The organism is Salicibibacter kimchii, assembly GCF_003336365.1.
Classification (GTDB): Bacteria; Bacillota; Bacilli; order Bacillales; family Marinococcaceae; genus Salicibibacter; species Salicibibacter kimchii.
The window spans coordinates 1430237-1446919 of record NZ_CP031092.1 but is presented as its reverse complement, the minus strand read 5'-3'; the positions used below and the strand labels follow the sequence as shown (position 1 = coordinate 1446919).

At 46.6% G+C, this 16683-nt stretch carries 13 protein-coding genes; 12 read left to right on the top strand and 1 reads right to left on the bottom strand.

Annotation, left to right across the window (positions count from 1 at the left end):
* The first annotated feature begins 23 nt into the window (after positions 1–23).
* From pheT to uvrC, 11 genes are all read left to right on the top strand, one after another.
* A complete protein-coding gene (gene pheT / locus DT065_RS07240) occupies positions 24–2441 on the top strand; it encodes a phenylalanine--tRNA ligase subunit beta (protein WP_114372090.1) in 2418 nt (805 codons plus the stop codon).
* Between the two features lie 333 nt (positions 2442–2774).
* Entirely contained in the window at positions 2775–3038 is a 264-nt protein-coding gene (gene zapA / locus DT065_RS07235; RefSeq protein ID WP_227002757.1) for a cell division protein ZapA, read from the top strand.
* Between the two features lie 6 nt (positions 3039–3044).
* Positions 3045–3572 (top strand): CvpA family protein, encoded by a 528-nt coding sequence (locus DT065_RS07230; RefSeq protein ID WP_114372086.1) that lies wholly within the window; start codon positions 3045–3047, stop codon positions 3570–3572.
* Complete coding sequence (gene polX, locus DT065_RS07225) at positions 3559–5319, top strand: DNA polymerase/3'-5' exonuclease PolX (protein ID WP_114372085.1); 1761 nt, start codon at positions 3559–3561, stop codon at positions 5317–5319. The genes DT065_RS07230 and polX overlap by 14 nt, the downstream gene beginning before the upstream one ends.
* A gap of 9 nt (positions 5320–5328) precedes the next feature.
* Positions 5329–7695, top strand: coding sequence for an endonuclease MutS2 (locus DT065_RS07220; protein ID WP_114372083.1), 2367 nt, complete (start codon positions 5329–5331; stop codon positions 7693–7695).
* 281 nt (positions 7696–7976) lie between these two features.
* Positions 7977–9689: a long-chain-fatty-acid--CoA ligase gene (locus DT065_RS07215; RefSeq protein ID WP_114372081.1), complete on the top strand. Its 1713-nt coding sequence runs from the start codon at positions 7977–7979 to the stop codon at positions 9687–9689.
* A 108-nt stretch (positions 9690–9797) separates the two neighbouring features.
* Complete coding sequence (fadR, locus tag DT065_RS07210) at positions 9798–10409, top strand: fatty acid metabolism transcriptional regulator FadR (protein ID WP_114372079.1); 612 nt, start codon at positions 9798–9800, stop codon at positions 10407–10409.
* An 85-nt stretch (positions 10410–10494) separates the two neighbouring features.
* Entirely contained in the window at positions 10495–11268 is a 774-nt protein-coding gene (locus tag DT065_RS07205) for an electron transfer flavoprotein subunit beta/FixA family protein (RefSeq protein ID WP_114372077.1), read from the top strand.
* A gap of 14 nt (positions 11269–11282) precedes the next feature.
* A complete protein-coding gene (locus DT065_RS07200; protein WP_114372075.1) occupies positions 11283–12260 on the top strand; it encodes an electron transfer flavoprotein subunit alpha/FixB family protein in 978 nt (325 codons plus the stop codon).
* Positions 12261–12433: 173 nt separating this feature from the next.
* Positions 12434–12751 carry a thioredoxin gene (trxA, locus tag DT065_RS07195; protein WP_114372073.1) on the top strand — a complete coding sequence of 106 codons (318 nt, stop codon included), beginning with the start codon at positions 12434–12436 and terminating at the stop codon, positions 12749–12751.
* 642 nt (positions 12752–13393) lie between these two features.
* Complete coding sequence (gene uvrC / locus DT065_RS07190) at positions 13394–15163, top strand: excinuclease ABC subunit UvrC (protein ID WP_114372071.1); 1770 nt, start codon at positions 13394–13396, stop codon at positions 15161–15163.
* A gap of 23 nt (positions 15164–15186) precedes the next feature.
* Here uvrC and DT065_RS07185 read toward each other — a convergent pair whose 3' ends face one another.
* A complete protein-coding gene (locus tag DT065_RS07185) occupies positions 15187–15588 on the bottom strand; it encodes a DUF2507 domain-containing protein (protein ID WP_227002756.1) in 402 nt (133 codons plus the stop codon).
* Positions 15589–16040: 452 nt separating this feature from the next.
* Here DT065_RS07185 and DT065_RS07180 point away from each other — a divergent pair, with 452 nt between their 5' ends.
* Complete coding sequence (locus DT065_RS07180; RefSeq protein ID WP_114372067.1) at positions 16041–16670, top strand: succinate dehydrogenase cytochrome b558 subunit; 630 nt, start codon at positions 16041–16043, stop codon at positions 16668–16670.
* Positions 16671–16683: the final 13 nt, after the last annotated feature.

Below are 16683 nucleotides of genomic sequence, written 5' to 3'. Positions count from 1 at the left end.
CATAAGAAGGAAGGTGAAACGAGATGCTCGTTTCCTATCAATGGTTAATGGATTATATTGATTTATCGGATGTAACCCCGGAGGAAGTTGCTGAAAAGCTCACCCGCGCAGGGGTAGAGGTTGATCGGCTCCATCGCTATCATGATGGCCTTAATGGTGTCATGGTCGGTGAAGTGAAGGAGACAACCTCTCACCCGGGAGCTGAAAAATTAACGGTTTGCCAAGTGGATGTGGGCGAACAGACGAAGCAAATCATTTGTGGGGCAAGCAATGTGCAAAAAGGACAGAAAGTCGCCGTAGCAATGCCAGGAACTGCGCTGCCGGGGAATAAGAAAATAGAAGAAACGACGATTCGCGGAGAACCATCTGCGGGTATGATTTGCGCTTTGGATGAATTAGGTTTTAATGAACAGTTGCTGGCGAAAACAGAACAAGATCAAATTGTCGAATTGCCGGCAGACGCAACGCTTGGGGACGATGCACTTGAGATCCTCGGTTTGAATGATGTGATCATGGAACTGGATTTGACTCCGAATCGGCCGGACTGTTTAAGCATGCTTGGGGTCGCTTACGAATTGTCTGCATTGCTGGACCGACCGATTCATCATCCTGATCATACCCATGGGGTGATTCGCAAAAATGCCGCGGACCGTATCGCCGTTGACGTGACCAATGGTGAAGATGTGCCCTATTATGGGGCGAAAGTAATTGATAAAGTAACGGTGGATTCATCGCCGCTATGGTTGCAAACACGCTTAATGGCCGCCGGCATTCGCCCGATCAACAATATTGTCGATATAACAAACTACGTATTGTTGGAGTATGGGCAACCCCTTCATGCGTTTGACTATAACCGATTTGGCTCGGAGAAAATTGTAACGAGACGAGCGGAACAAGAAGAAAAAATCGAGACGTTGGACGGGCAGGAGCGAACGCTAACCAGTGAGGATACGTTGATTACGAATGGCAATACCCCGGTAGCTATCGCGGGCGTGATGGGCGGCGCCTCAGCAGAAGTGCAGGCGGACACCACCAGTGTGTTGCTGGAATCGGCACAGTTTGACGCATTGCAAGTAAGGAAAACGTCCGGGAGGTTAGGGTTACGCAGTGAATCAAGCCAGCGATTCGAAAAAGGGCTTGATTTCGAGCGTACGGCCGAAGCCGCGGAACGGGCAGTTACGTTAATGGAACAAGTTGCCGGTGGCGTTGTGTTGAAAGGTACGGTTGAATCGGGGGAGTTACCGGCGGTTGTACAAGAAGTTTATTTACATTTAGGGCGGTTAAATCGACGGCTTGGGACGGCACTTGGGGTGAATGAAGTCGAGACGTTGTTGCATCGGCTCGGTTTGGAAGTAACGGATCTCGGAAATGAATGGCAAGTCCGTATTCCTTCCAGACGCCTCGATCTTTCGATTGAAGAAGATTTAATCGAAGAAGTCGCGCGTCTGTATGGGTATGATCGTATCCCGACGACATTGCCGATTGGTGCGCGCTCAGCGGGGGCATTGACAGTCGAGCAAAAACGCCGTCGCAAGCTTCGCCGTTTTCTGGAAAGCACGGGAATACAAGAAGCAATCACTTATTCCCTCACAAGTGCACAAAAAGCAGATCAATTTTTGCTGCACCAAAGTGATCGGCAGATGCAGGTGCTCATGCCTATGAGTGAAGAACGTGAAGTGTTGCGAAGAAGTCTGATCCCTCATCTTTTGGAAGCCGGTGTATATAATGCGAATCGACAGCTGGAAGATGTCTTTTTGTTTGAAATTGGGGCCGTCTTTGAACCGGACGCGGATGAAAATAAGCAACCGACAGAGCATGAACATGTAGCGGGTGTCTTAAGTGGCCAATGGCACAACCATGCTTGGAACGGGGAAGAAATACAGGTCGATTTCTATGTCGTAAAAGGAATTGTTGAAGGGATGTTAAAGCAAGCGGGAAAAGAGAATAACACATCTTTTCGCGCCCGCAAACGTGAAGGCATGCACCCCGGGCGATCCGCGGAAGTACTCATTGATGGCGAAACCGTTGGGTTCCTTGGGCAGCTTCATCCACTCGAACAAGAGGCCCATGGATTGCCGGCCACTTACGTGTTTGAATTAGACGCAAAAGTGATATTTGCCGCGGATAATGAAGAATTCCGCTATCAACCGTTGCCTCGTTTTCCTGCCATCAGAAGGGATTTGGCCGTTGTTGCCGATGCAAACATTGCCGCGGCTGAAGTGGAAGCGGTCATTGCGGAAGCCGCCGGAGAATGGTTGGAAGCTATTCATCTGTTTGATGTCTATCAAGGGGACAACATCGAAGCCGGTAAAAGGTCGCTCGCGTATTCGCTCCTTTATCTAAACCACGAACGCACACTGAAAGACGAAGAGATTGCGGACATTCATGAAGAAATTGTAGCCGCCCTTCGTTCGCGTCTAGGCGCAACCTTGCGCGAGTAGAAGAGAGCACCCGCCGGGTGCTCTTTTCAATGGCTTGGTTCGATATAAAAACGGAGCGACCGCTGAAATTGGAACGTCAAACGCCTCCATGCAATATTCAAAAAGGTCCTTGCCCGTTGTTTTTCATTGACTTCGGAATCTGTTATGATGATAGATAACATAGGGTTAGTATGTTCGTTTATTGAAGAAATAGAAAGAACCCCAATTTACAAGGAAGCGTAGTTTCGAGCACCTTGCTTTAAGCCTTGAAGCAGCCGCTTCCAGTGTTTCCGGATGTTGAGCAATTTTTTAATAGAAATCATTACACGGACGAGGGGAAAGGGGCGCTCGCAGGTGGCTGATCAACAAGCAAACAATCAGGAGAAAAGACGAACAACGGTCACGATCTATGGAGATCAATATACAGTTATCAGTGATGAATCCAAGCGTCACGTCGATGATGTTTCAAGGCACGTTGATGCTAAAATGAGGGAAATGAGAAAAGTTAACCCTTACCTTGATACGAGGCGCCTCGCTGTCCTTACAGCGATCAATATTGCAGATGATTATTTAAAAATGCAAAAGGATCAAGGGTCCATGTCGGAAGAAGAGGATTAAATACGAATGTTAAGTCTGTTTATAGTATTGATATTGCTCGCAAAGTTCTTTGTAGGGTTGCGTCGGGGGCTTGTCCTGCAATTTTTTCATCTTGTTAGTTTTTTCGGGTCGCTGATTGTTGCCTTTGTATTTTTTAGCCCGTTCGCCGATTATTTACGACTGTGGCTTCCGTATCCCCAATTTTTGGATGGGGGCAATGGAGGCATGATGATCCCGGCGTTTAGCTTGGAAAGTGTGTATTATAATGGAATTGCCTTCGCTGTTCTTTTCTTTGCCACGCGCATTTTGTTGCGCATGATTGCTTCGTTGCTCGACTTCGTTCGCTACCTGCCTATTGTGCGCACCTTCAATAATCTGCTCGGAGGCGTTTTAGGTTTCGTGGAAGGATACCTCGTCGTTTTTGTCTTATTGTTTGTGGCCGCGTTAATTCCTGTGGAAGTCGTTCAGGATACGATTGCCAATTCAACGGTCGCCAGATGGATGATTGAACAAACGCCGTTTTTATCCCAATGGTTGCCGGATGTCTGGACGTAACGTAAGGAGGCAAAAGTCTTTGGATAAAAAAGAAGTGATGCAAACGCTGGAAACAATTGCGATCTATCAAGAAATTTCCGGTGAAAACCCGTTTAAAATTGCCGCATATCGTAAAGCGGCACAAGCATTGGAGCGGGAAGCGCGTACCCTCGAGGAGATCGAGAACCCCGCGGATTTGAATGGCATTGGCAAAGGGACGGCCACCGTCATCGAGTCGCTCAGGGACACCGGGAGGAGCGAGGTACTGGAGGAATTGAAAGCCAACGTTCCCTCGGGCTTGCCTGTTCTCCTGCAATTGCCCGGGTTAGGTGGAAAAAAAGTTGCGAAGCTCTATCAGGAACTCGGCATCACAGATCCAGCCTCGTTAAAACAAGCCTGTGAACAAAAACGGGTACAAACATTACCGGGGTTCGGGGCAAAAACGGAAGAAAAAATCATCGATGCATTGAACGCAACCAAGGAGCGTCCCGAACGCTTGCCGGTTGCTTTTATGTTGCAAGTGGCGACAGAAATCGAAGCAGCGTTGGGGCAGTTTGAAAGGGTCAACCGTTTTGCCCGGGCCGGAAGTTTACGGCGATTAAAAGAGACGGTGCGCGACCTTGATTATGTCATCTCAACGGATGATCCCGAACGCGTGCGGGAACAACTCAAAGCGATGGCCGATATTTCCGAGATTGTCGCCGATGGGGAAAAGAAAGTGTCGTTGCAATTGGACAAAGGTTACTCCGTCAACGTTGACGTTAGAATCGTGAGCGACGATGCTTTCGCAAGCGCCCTGCATCATTTTACCGGCTCGAAGGACCATCACCTGCTTATGCGAAGAATCGCGAAAGCACAAAACAAGAAGATTAATGAATATGGCGTTGAAGATAGCGAGACAGGCAAAATCATTACTTTTCAAAACGAAAAGGGATTTTTTGCCCATTTTGGTTTGGAAAACATCCCGCCGGAGGCAAGGGAAGGGACGATTGAAACGAATTGGTTTCAAGAAAACTGGGAAAATATTGATTTGCCACAGGTGAGAGGGGACCTCCACATGCATACCGTGTGGAGCGACGGCGCAAATTCCATCGAAGAAATGGCTAAAGCAGCAATCGCTCGCGGGTACACGTACATGGCCATCACCGATCATTCGCGATTTTTACAAGTGGCCAACGGATTAAGCGAGGCGCGTGTTCTTCGCCAACAAGAAGAAATTCGTACTGTCAATGAAAAGTACGATGACATCCGGATTTTTTCAGGCATTGAAATGGATATTCGCCCGGACGGTACGCTTGACTACTCGGACGAAACACTCCGACAATTGGACTTTGTCATCGCTTCGATTCATTCCGCGTTCTCCCAACCGGAAGCAACGATCCACGCTCGTTTAAATGCAGCGCTGGATCACCCATGTGTAGATCTCATTGCCCATCCGACGGGTCGCCTCATCGGCAAACGACAAGGGTATTTGGTAGACTTGGACTGGCTTTTCAAACGGGCGGCAGAAACAGGAACGGCGTTAGAACTCAATGCAAACCCGAATCGTCTGGACTTGTCTGCAGACGCGCTCAAACGTGCAGTTGACCAGGGAGTGACGATTGCCATCAACACCGATGCGCACCGCGCGGATGGCTTGGAGCAAATGACGTTTGGCATCGGTACGGCAAAGAAGGCTTTTCTCCTTGAGCATCAAGTGCTGAATACTTGGCCACTGGAAAAACTGGAAAGCCATTTAAAAACTAAACGAATGTTGACGGACAAATGAGGTGCAATTATGCAGGAGGATATGCTACGAACGTTAGAATACCAAAAAATGAAACAGCAGCTAATGACACACGTAGCATCTGACTTAGGCAAAGACAACATCCATCATCTTTTTCCCCATACAGACCTGGCGGATGTGCAACTCGCCCAGGAGGAAACGGGCGAGGGGGAGCAAGTCCTTCGTTTTCGCGGGCACGTCCCTCTCGGAGGTGTCCATGATATCCGGGAGGAAATTAAACGAGCCCAACTTGGGAGTGTCCTCGACCCTCAAGATTTTACGAACATTAGTGATACCATTCGCGCCGGAAATCAACTGAAGGCATTTATTGAGCAATTACTCGAAGAGGAAGAAGAGATTTCAATTCCCCATTTGCACACGTATGTTTTAGATCTTATCCCCTTAACAAAACTAGAAGCGAGTATCCGACGAACGATTAGCGAAAATGGCCACGTCTTGGATAGCGCGAGTGAAGCCTTGCGAGCGGCACGGCACCAAATCTCAACATTTGAAGCAACGATCCGTACGAAACTTGAACAGATGCTGCGTTCAAAAGATGCAGAGACTAAGCTTTCCGACCGTGTCGTTACGATACGGAATGAGCGTTATGTCATTCCGGTTAAACAAGCCTATCGAAATGCTTTTGGCGGTATTGTCCACGATCAATCTTCCTCCGGGCAAACGCTGTTTATTGAACCGCAATCCGTAGTGACGGCAAATAATCAACTTCGTGAAGCAAGGATGAAGGAAAAGCAGGAAATTGAACGGATTTTGCGCGTGTTAACGGAAGAGGTGGCAGTGGAAGGGGAACATTTATCAAGCAATACGGACATTCTTGCCCAGCTTGATTTTATCTCCGCCAAAGCCTTGTATGCGCGGAAGATCAGAGGGGTGCAACCACAACTTAATGATCACCGCTACCTTTATTTCCCGCAAGCCCGGCATCCATTATTGAATGAAAGTGACGTCGTACCTATCGACCTGGAAATCGGGGGGGACTTTCATTCGCTCGTGATTACCGGTCCAAACACCGGGGGCAAAACCGTCGCTTTAAAAACCGTTGGACTCTTTACGCTTATGGCACAATCCGGGTTATTTTTACCAACAGCGGAAAAAGCGGAAGCGACAGTTTTCACAAATGTTTTTGCTGACATCGGAGATGAGCAATCCATTGAACAAAGCTTAAGTACGTTTTCTTCTCATATGACGAATATCATTACCATTTTGCAAGACGTCGATGATCAAAGTCTCGTCCTATTCGATGAATTAGGGGCCGGCACCGACCCTGCCGAAGGCGCGGCACTTGCCGTTTCCATTTTGGATAAAGTTCACGCTCGCGACGCGCGTACGGTAGCCACCACGCATTACACGGAATTGAAAGGCTATGCCTATAACCGAAGTGGCGTGATGAATGCCAGCGTTGAATTTGATGTAGATACGCTAAGTCCGACGTACCGGCTACTCACGGGGGTGCCGGGGCGAAGCAATGCCTTTGCCATCTCCCGGCGACTCGGACTGCCGGAAAACATTATAGAAGCGGCCGAAAGTGAAATGGCGGCTGACACGAAGCAGGCGGAACAAATGATCACGTCGCTTGAAGCCCGCTACCAAGAAGCAGAACAAGCGCAAGAAGAGGCGGAGGACACGCGGAGACAGGCGGAAAAACTGCACCGCGAACTGGACCGCGCATTTGCAGAATTGCAGGATCAAAAACAATCGATCTACGAGGAAGCAGAGGCGAAAGCAAAAGCGGAAGTAGAGAAGGCGAAACAAGAAGCGGAAGCGATCGTTGCCGATTTACGCCATCTCCAGCAAGAAGGGCACGCGGTGAAGGAGCATGAGCTCATCGAGGCACGCAAGGGACTGGAAAAAGCATCCCCTCAATTAACGAAAAAGCAGGAACGAGTGAAAAGAAAAGCGCAACAAGCGAACAGCTATGAGCCTGGCGAAGAGGTTTTCGTTCCTCGTTTTAATCAAAGCGGACACGTAGTCGAAACATCCGGGAAAGACGAATACAGTGTCCAACTGGGGATTATGAAAATGACATTAAAGGCAGTTGAACTGGAAAAAACCTCGCGGCCAAAGCCCGAAAAAAACGAAAAACGTTTTACTCGTGTCTCCGGAAGGTCCTCTCATGTAAAACCGGAATTGGATTTGCGCGGGGAACGTTATGAAATTGCGATGACAGAGGTGGAAAAATACCTCGATCAAGCTGTGCTTGCCGGCTATGGACGTGTTCATATTATCCATGGCAAAGGAACGGGGGCGTTGCGCAAAGGGGTAAAAGAACTACTGGCAAAGCACCCAAGTGTAAAAAACACAAGAGACGGTGGCATGAATGAAGGCGGGATCGGCAACACCGTTGTAGAATTAAAATAATGAAGGGAGCGAACGTCCCGTTCTCTTCTTTTTGGGGGATAAATGCATGGAAACACTTGGGAAAATATTGATCACGTGCTGCATAGGTTTTATTCTCATCGGAATCATCTATCTGGCAACCGCTCTATAGCCAGGGCGGCTCCGGCGAAAAAAGCCGGCACGGATGTTGTGCTAAAATGAATTTTTTTAATAAAACACAAAAAATATATTTATTAATGACAGCGTTTGCATTATGATAGAGAGAGTGGGGAGAGTAATAGACATCAAGAGGAGGCAGCGACATGACGACGAAAGAAAGCCAAACCTGGCTGAATAACTACCCTGACGAGGTGGCTCCTTCCTACCCATATTCCGAAAAAGGGTTGCATGAATTTTTGGAAATGGCTGCCAAGGAATACCCGGAAAAAACAGCTATTTATTTTAAGGGAAAAAAATTAACCTATAAAGAGCTGTTTGATTACAGCCTTCAGTTTGCGAATACTTTGAAAACGTTAGGCCTTGAAAAAGGCGACCGTGTGGCGATCATGCTTGCAAACACCCCCCAATCCGTGATTTGCTATTATGGAGCATTGTTTGCCGGCGGAGTCGTTGTGCAGATGAACCCATTATTCGTGGAAAGAGAAATCGAGCAGCAACTGGTGGATTCAGATGCAAAAATGCTCGTCTGTTTGGACATGGTCTATCCTCGTGTACAAAAGGTTCGGCAAAATACTTGCCTGGAGCATGTGTTTGTCACCGGTATTAAGGATTTCTTGCCATTCCCGAAAAACAAAATCTATCCTTTTATCCAAAAGAAAGATATGGGAATGAAAATTGAAGTAACGTATGATAGCAGGACTCATCATTGGAAGGAAATGGTGACGAATGCAAGCAAGCGTTTCGAGGAAGTCGCGATCGATCCCAAAAATGATTTAGCTTTGATTCAGTATACGGGCGGGACGACAGGTGCCCCCAAAGGGGTAATGCTCACCCACTATAACCTCGTCGTTAACGCTGAACAATGTATCCAGTGGATGTATAAAACCGAGAGAGGCAATGAGCGAATTTTGGCAGCGCTTCCGTTTTTCCACGTGTACGGCATGACAACGGCCATGAATTTAGGGATTTTAACCATTGCCGAGTTGGTCATCGTACCGAAATTCGATCCGAAAGAAGTGCTAAAAACGATCGAAAAGAAAAAAATCACGATGTTCCCGGGGGCACCTACGATGTACATCGGTTTGACCAACCATCCCGATATTGAAAAACATGACTTGAGTTCCATAAAGGCTTGTTTGAGTGGAGCGGCACCGTTACCGAAAGAGGTTCAACTTTCATTTGAAGAGAAAACGGGAGGAAAATTGGTTGAAGGATACGGATTGACCGAAACTTCGCCGGTGGCTTCTGCCAATCCGATCTGGGATATGAATAAGACCGGAAGTATTGGCTTACCATGGCCGGACACGGAGATGGCAGCATTGGAGCAGGAAAGCGGAGAAATTGCCGGTGTCAACGAAGTCGGAGAACTTGCCGTTCGCGGTCCGCAGGTCATGCAAGGGTATTGGAAGAAAGAAGAGGAAACGAATGCGGTTTTCAGTGGCGATTGGTTTAAAACCGGTGACATGGGATATCAAGATAAAGATGGTTTTTTCTATATCGTTGACCGAAAAAAAGATATGGTCATCGCCGGAGGATTCAATATCTACCCGAGAGAAGTGGAAGAAGTGTTGTACGAGCATGAAGCAGTTCTAGAAGCGGCAGTAGTCGGTGTGCCACATCCGTATCGAGGAGAGACGGTGAAAGCATTTGTTGTATTAAAAGAAGGACAAGAAGCCAGTGACGAAGATCTTGAGGCATTTTGCCGATCAAAAATGGCAGCATATAAAATCCCCCGTATTTTTGAACAAAGGGAAGAATTGCCGAAAACCTTTGTCGGGAAGGTTTTAAGACGCGCGCTTGTCGAAGAAGAAATGGAGAAACACGAGGCAAATGAAGCGGAACAGAAACAGGGATAAGATGAGGTTGCCAGTTTGACAGATACCTTTGTATAAGGTAAAGTGAATGAAGAATCATTCACATGTTAGAGCGTCGCTCAGGGATCAAAAAGCGCGTTAGGAGAAATCATGGCTTCAGATAAAAAAAACTCTCAAAAATACCAATTAATTATTGACGCGGCAGTTACCGTTATTGCAAACCATGGGTATCACGCTGCCCAAGTCTCTAAAATTGCAAAAGAAGCAGGGGTGGCCGACGGTACGATCTATCTCTATTTTAAGAACAAAGAAGACATCCTTGTTTCCCTTTTCCGAACGAAAATGGGGGGGTTCATTTCCGCGATAGAAGAACGAATGGAAACATGCCACAATGCGGAAGAAAAGCTATGGCAAATCGTCCAGATGCATGTGACTCAATTTTCAGCTCAACCGAAATTAAGCATTGTGATGCAACTGGAAATGCGCCAATCCGCACGGGAATTGAGGCTACAGATCAATGAGGTTCTTAAAATGTATGTCCATTTGATGGAGGACGTTATTAGAAGCGGGAAAGAAGAAGGGATCTTCAACCAAAATCTTGATGAAAAACTTGGGCGGCAAATGCTCTTTGGTACCCTTGACGAGATGGTTACTAATTGGGTAATGAATGATCGCAAATATGATTTGCGAAACCTTTCTACACCAGCATTCGAAATGTTGCTTGCAGCTTTTAAAAGTGGTAGTTTAAGAAAAGACGTATGAAAGGTGCGCATTTTGCCAAAGGTGCTCAAGCTTTCATAAATCATTTATTTTTTGTTCTTTCAGAAAAGAAAGGGAGGAGAGAAGCATGAATATCTATGTCGTTATGAAACGAACGTTTGACACAGAGGAAAAAGTAGAGATCAACGACGGCGTGATTGATGAAGAGGGTGCAGAATTTGTTATCAATCCATATGATGAATATGCCATCGAAGAAGCGATCGTCCTCAAGGATGCCCATGACGGGGAAGTAACCGTCGTCACCGTTGGGAATGAAGATGCGGAAAAGGAATTGCGAACAGCCCTTGCCATGGGAGCGGACCAAGCGGTGCTTCTTGATACGGAGGACTTGGATGAGGAAGTGGACCATTATACGATTTCCGAAATGTTGGCTGCCTATTTCAAAGATAAAGAGTATGACATCATTTTGGGCGGAAACGTTGCCGTCGATGACGGAGCCGGCCAAGTAGCGCCACGACTTGCCGAAAAACTCGATATCAATCAATTGACAACGATTACAAAGCTTGACGTCGATGGAACGACTGCAAACATTGAACGTGACATCGAAGGGGACGTTGAAATTGTCGAAACAGAACTTCCCATACTCGTTACGTGCCAACAAGGATTGAACGAACCTCGTTATCCGTCATTGCCGGGGATCATGAAAGCGAAGAAGAAACCACTGGATACACTTGACCTCGATGACCTCGATCTTGATGAAGACGACTTGGAAGCGAAAACGAAAACGGTTGATCGCTTCATGCCGCCGGAAAAAGAAGCAGGCAAGAAATTAGAAGGCGAACCGGCAGAACAAGTGCAGGAACTCGTCGAGCTACTCAAAAATGAAGCCAAAGTAATATAAAGGAGGGCCCATTCATGCCTGAAAAAGTATTGGTACTTGCAGAAGTCAGTGAAGGCGAATTAAGAAATGTCAGTTTCGAAACGATAGCCGCAGGACGGAAGATTGCCGGGGACAATGAAGTGGTAGCCCTGCTGGTCGGCGACAATGTAAGTGATTTGAGCGAGAACCTTATTCATCACGGGGCAGATCGTGTATTGGTTGCTGAAAATCAAAATTTGAAAAACTATACGACGGACGCTTATAAACAAGCGCTCCTCCAAGTGGTAGAAAAAGAATCCCCTGACGCCTTGCTCCTACCGCATACATCGTCCGGAAAGGATTTGGCACCGCGAGTTGCGGCAAAATTGAACGGTGGGCTCGTGTCCGACGCAGTCGATGTAGAAGTCGATGGAGACGAAGTAATTTTCACCCGCCCGATTTATTCCGGGAAAGCTTTTGAAAAGAAAAGTGTCACGGATGGCTTGATTTTTGCAACCTTCAGGCCGAACAACATCCCGTCGTTGGATGCAGATAGCAGCCGTAGCGGGGAGACGAGTACGGCGGACGTTGAAATTAAAGATTTGCGAACGGTGATCAAAGATGTCGTGAAAAAGACGAGCGGAGGCGTTGACTTGTCTGAAGCAAACGTCATCGTGGCCGGCGGCCGCGGCGTGAAAAGTGCTGAAGGCTTTGAACCGCTCTATGAACTTGCCGACGTTCTCGGCGGAGCAGTAGGAGCTTCCCGCGGGGCTTGCGACGCCGAGTATTGTGATTACTCTTTGCAAATCGGACAAACAGGGAAAGTCGTCACTCCGGATCTATATATTGCCGTAGGTATTTCCGGCGCTATCCAACACTTGGCCGGAATGTCCAACTCTAAATGCATCGTAGCAATTAATAAGGATGCGGAGTCGCCGATTTTTGATGTGGCCGACTACAGTCTGACCGGTGATCTGTTTGAAATCGTTCCGTTGCTTATCGAGGAATTTAAAAAAGTAACTGCTGACGTATAATCATACGGACAATGAGGGACAGTAACATTTATTAAAGGTGTACTGTCTCTTCTTATCTCACCTCCCATTTCCCACCTCTCACTTCTAGAATAAGCAGATTGTTAGCCGCAACCCCAATTGAATGCTACAATGCAGATGTAATGGATAGGATGACTATGAAAGGAGATTATAAAATGGCGATTAAAAATGTAACGGATCAGGATTTTGCCCAAGAAACATCTGAAGGCGTCGTACTCGCTGATTTCTGGGCAACATGGTGCGGACCTTGTAAAATGGTTGCCCCTGTTCTCGAAGAAATTGATAGCGAGATGGGCGATAAGGTAACCATTGCCAAAGTAGATGTTGATGAAAATAAAGAAACAGCAGGAAAGTACGGGGTCATGAGCATCCCTACGTTAATGGTATTTAAAGACGGAGAACAAGTAGAACAAGTCGTTGGTTTTCAACCGAAAGAAGCGCTTGTTGAATTACTAGAGAAGCACATTAGTTAAGAAGCCGACAAACGAAAGCAGATGGAAAAGGGCCTGGTGGTGCATCAGGCTCTTTTCGGGTTGTCAATACAGTGAAACTTCCATCAGAGGGGGGGTTTCATCCCCTGGCATTAGTGGCATGTTTCAAAATTACCGGGAAAAGCGAAAATTTTTGTCCTCAAGGAAAAGGTTTTATGGTACGTTGCACGATTACTCTGTAAATATCTTTCCCTTGATCGATCTACTTTCGCAGAGTGATATGTCATCCCTTAGAGGAACAATAACGCGAAAATCGTCCGTCCCAGAGCGGGAAGCCATCCCTTGAGGAACAATAACGCGAAAATCGTCCGTCCCAGAGCGGGAAGCCATCCCTTGAGGAACAATAATGCGAAAATCGTCCGTCCCAGAGCGGGAAGCCATCCCTTGAGGAACAATAATGCGAAAATCGTCCGTCTCAGAGCAGGGAGTCACCCTTTAGAGGAACGATAACGCAAAAATCGTCCGTCTCAAAGCGGGAAACCACCTTTTGAGGGGCGGTAGCATGATTTTTGTCCCTCTCAGCATGGGTAGTCGCCTGTTAATTCCTGCTTACGGGGTTGAAGCGGGGTTTTACGGACGTTTATCATCGGAATAAAATACCCAAAAAGATAGGAGGTGACAACGATGCAATCATTGAAACAAAAAAGCGAAGTGACCCCGAGAAATCCGGGCTGTTATTTAATGAAAGACAAACATGGCGTCGTCATTTATGTCGGCAAAGCGGAAGTTCTCCGTAATCGGGTGCGGTCGTATTTTATCGGGAGCCATGATACGAAAACCCAGACACTCGTTTCGCAAATCGAGGATTTTGAATATATCCTGACCTCTTCCAATATTGAAGCGTTGATTTTGGAAATGAACTTGATAAAAAAATACGAGCCTAAATACAATGTGATGCTCAAAGATGACAAATCGTACCCTTATTTGAAAATTACAAACGAGGAACATCCCCGCCTTATTAAAACACGGCAAGTAAAAAAAGATGGGGGGCGTTACTTCGGCCCCTATCCGAACGCGTTGGCCGCAAATGAAACGAAAAAGCTGTTGGATCGGTTGTATCCGCTCAGAAAATGCCGTACGCTTCCTGACCGGGTATGTTTGTATTATCACATTGGCCAGTGTCTTGCTCCTTGCGAATTTCCTGTCTCTCAAGAAAAAAACGAAGCGCTCGTCAATGATATCCAGCGTTTTTTAAATAACGGCCACCACGACGTACGTGCCGAGCTTGAAGAAAAAATGCACGCAGCGTCCGAAGAATTAAACTTTGAGCGAGCAAAAGAGATGCGTGATCAAATCGAACACATTGATGCTGTCATGCAAAAGCAAAAGATGATGGCAACCGACGGAACGAATCGGGATGTTTTCGCATACGCGTATGACAAGGGTTGGATGTGTGTACAAGTCTTTTTTATTCGGCAAGGAAAGCTGATTGAGAGGGATGTCTCCCTATTTCCTTTTTATCAAAACCCGGAAGAGGATTTTTTGACGTTTGTCGGGCAATTTTATTGGGATGACAATCATCTCAAGCCGAAAGAAATCATCGTCCCGCCGAATGAGTCGGCAGCTTACATGAGGGAAATGCTCGGTATTAAGGTGTTGGAACCGAAACGCGGGCAAAAAAGAGAGCTATTGGATCTCGCGACGAAAAATGCGGAAGCGGCGCTTAAAGAACGCTTTGACCTCATCGAGCGTGATCAAGCACGAACGATACGAGCCGTGGAAAAGCTCGGGGAAGCGCTTGATATCGATCCACCATATCGAATAGAGGCGTTTGACAATTCAAACATCCAGGGCACGAGCCCTGTATCAGCCATGGTTGTGTTTGCAGACGGGAAACCGTATAAAAAGGATTATCGCAAATATCGCGTCAAAGAAGTACGAGGGCCGGATGATTACGCGTCCATGAAAGAAGTGATCCGCAGACGCTACCTGCGTCTGTTGAGGGAAGAATCTCCTCTTCCAGATTTGGTGCTTGTCGACGGTGGAAAAGGGCAGTTGTCGGCGGCGATCAGTGTCCTGCAAGATGAGCTTAATTTGCCGCTGCCCGTCGCTGGAATGGCAAAAGATGACAAGCATAAAACATCGCAGCTGTTGTTTGGTGAAGAGGCAGAGCCAGTGCAGCTCCCGAGAGACAGCCATGAATTTCACCTTTTGCAAAGGATTCAGGACGAAGTCCACCGTTTCGCCGTTCAATTTCATCGACAAACACGTTCCAAACGTTCCTTCGCCTCTGTGCTCGATGATGTGCCCGGAATTGGAGAGAAACGCAAACGAAAATTGTTGAGCCATTTCGGATCGTTGAAAAAAATGAAGGAAGCGAGCCTTGAAGATTTTAAACAAGCGTCGATTCCTAATCAAGTGGCGAAAGCTATAATGGAGAAGTTGCACGAGTAGTAAAGGGCCTGTGGACAAGGCCCTTAATGTTCACGAAACGGATCAATATAGACGTGGATCTTGATCCCGTTTCGTTTTTTTTCCAATGTTGCTTCCGCTGCCGTTTTGTAAAGGGTTTCGAATTGCCCGGCTAAAAATCCCGCTTCCAAATGCCTGGAAAAAGCAGGTTTTTTTTCATCGTTCATTAATTGCAATTCGTATTTCCATTGGTTTTTGCCTTCCTTCTGTTTTTCAATCTTTCCCCAGCCCGCGCGTTCGAAAAAAGGCGGAATTTCATCTATGTTATCAAGAGGGGTCTTACGGGCGAGTAGCTTCCCTCCCCAGTACATAATCGCATCATGCTCTCCATTAAGGAGTTCCGGCAACAAGGTTTTTCGAAGTAATTCATATCCATAATCCGTGTATTTACGACCTGTTTCTGACACACAAACCTCCCCACTTTCTTTTTCCATTATAAGCGCTACCGAAAAAGAAGACTATAGATAACCGTGATTTTTTTCGATTGAAACCATTAGATGGATAATTTTATAAATCCCCGTGAAAATGCTGAACACTGAGTGATTTTCTTGACGATAAATGAGTGCACGAGTACAATAAAATTGTCGGAATCATGAACGAACGTGTGACTTCATGGAAGCCCAGCTAAGATACTTCTCTGTATTTATTAGATTACATACTTGGTCTAGGTTCCTAGAGCCGTACGTTTAAGATCCACGGGGCAACCTTGTAGCGCCGTGCATGTTCAGTGTCGAAAAGGAGGAATTTATAGAGAGAAGAAGGATAGGAGATTAGAGAGATGAATCAAAAAATAGACAAGCCGTTTTGTAATCGTTTTTAATCTTACATGAAACAAGCAATATAGAGGGGAGCCTAATCGATGCCTCAGAATCAGGAGTTCATGAATCGGAGACTGCATTCGCTGCTCGGCGTGATCCCGGTCGGTGCATTTCTTATTCAGCATTTAATCGTGAATCACTTTGCTGTTTATGGCGCAAGTTCATTTAATACGGCAGCTACCTTTATGGAAAGTTTGCCGTTTCGTTACGCGTTGGAGATCTTTTTGATCTTTTTGCCGCTTCTATACCACGCGATTTACGGCATTTACATTACGTTTTCCGGCAAGAACAACACCCGCAGGTTTGGATTTTTCCGCAATGTAATGTTTCTCATTCAACGCATTACCGGAATTTTTCTGCTCATCTTTATCAGTTGGCACGTATGGGAAACGAGGGTTCAGGCCCAGTTTGGCGCAGAGGTTAACTATGATATGATGGCAGACATATTAAGTAGCCCGTTTATGCTGGTCTTTTATTTTGCAGGTGTATTGGCTGCGACGTTCCATTTTTCCAACGGGCTTTGGTCGTTTGCCGTTACGTGGGGGATTACCGTTTCTCCTCGTTCGCAGCAAATCATGACATATGTGAGTCTAGGGGTGTTCCTCGTTCTATCATTCATTGGCGTTCGTGCTATCTTGGCATTTATTGACCCCGGACTAGCAAATATGTAAGGAGTGGGAGTTC

Excerpts from the sequence above, each read along its gene's own strand:
- DT065_RS07215 (WP_114372081.1), top strand. The coding sequence starts at position 7,977 with ATGACGACGAAAGAAAGCCAAACCTGGCTGAATAACTACCCTGACGAG.
- DT065_RS07205 (WP_114372077.1), top strand. The coding sequence starts at position 10,495 with ATGAATATCTATGTCGTTATGAAACGAACGTTTGACACAGAGGAAAAA.
- DT065_RS07200 (WP_114372075.1), top strand. The coding sequence starts at position 11,283 with ATGCCTGAAAAAGTATTGGTACTTGCAGAAGTCAGTGAAGGCGAATTA.
- uvrC (WP_114372071.1), top strand. The coding sequence starts at position 13,394 with ATGCAATCATTGAAACAAAAAAGCGAAGTGACCCCGAGAAATCCGGGC.
- polX (WP_114372085.1), top strand. The coding sequence starts at position 3,559 with ATGTCTGGACGTAACGTAAGGAGGCAAAAGTCTTTGGATAAAAAAGAA.
- DT065_RS07220 (WP_114372083.1), top strand. The coding sequence starts at position 5,329 with ATGCAGGAGGATATGCTACGAACGTTAGAATACCAAAAAATGAAACAG.
- fadR (WP_114372079.1), top strand. The coding sequence starts at position 9,798 with ATGGCTTCAGATAAAAAAAACTCTCAAAAATACCAATTAATTATTGAC.
- pheT (WP_114372090.1), top strand. The coding sequence starts at position 24 with ATGCTCGTTTCCTATCAATGGTTAATGGATTATATTGATTTATCGGAT.
- DT065_RS07230 (WP_114372086.1), top strand. The coding sequence starts at position 3,045 with ATGTTAAGTCTGTTTATAGTATTGATATTGCTCGCAAAGTTCTTTGTA.
- DT065_RS07180 (WP_114372067.1), top strand. The coding sequence starts at position 16,041 with ATGCCTCAGAATCAGGAGTTCATGAATCGGAGACTGCATTCGCTGCTC.
- trxA (WP_114372073.1), top strand. The coding sequence starts at position 12,434 with ATGGCGATTAAAAATGTAACGGATCAGGATTTTGCCCAAGAAACATCT.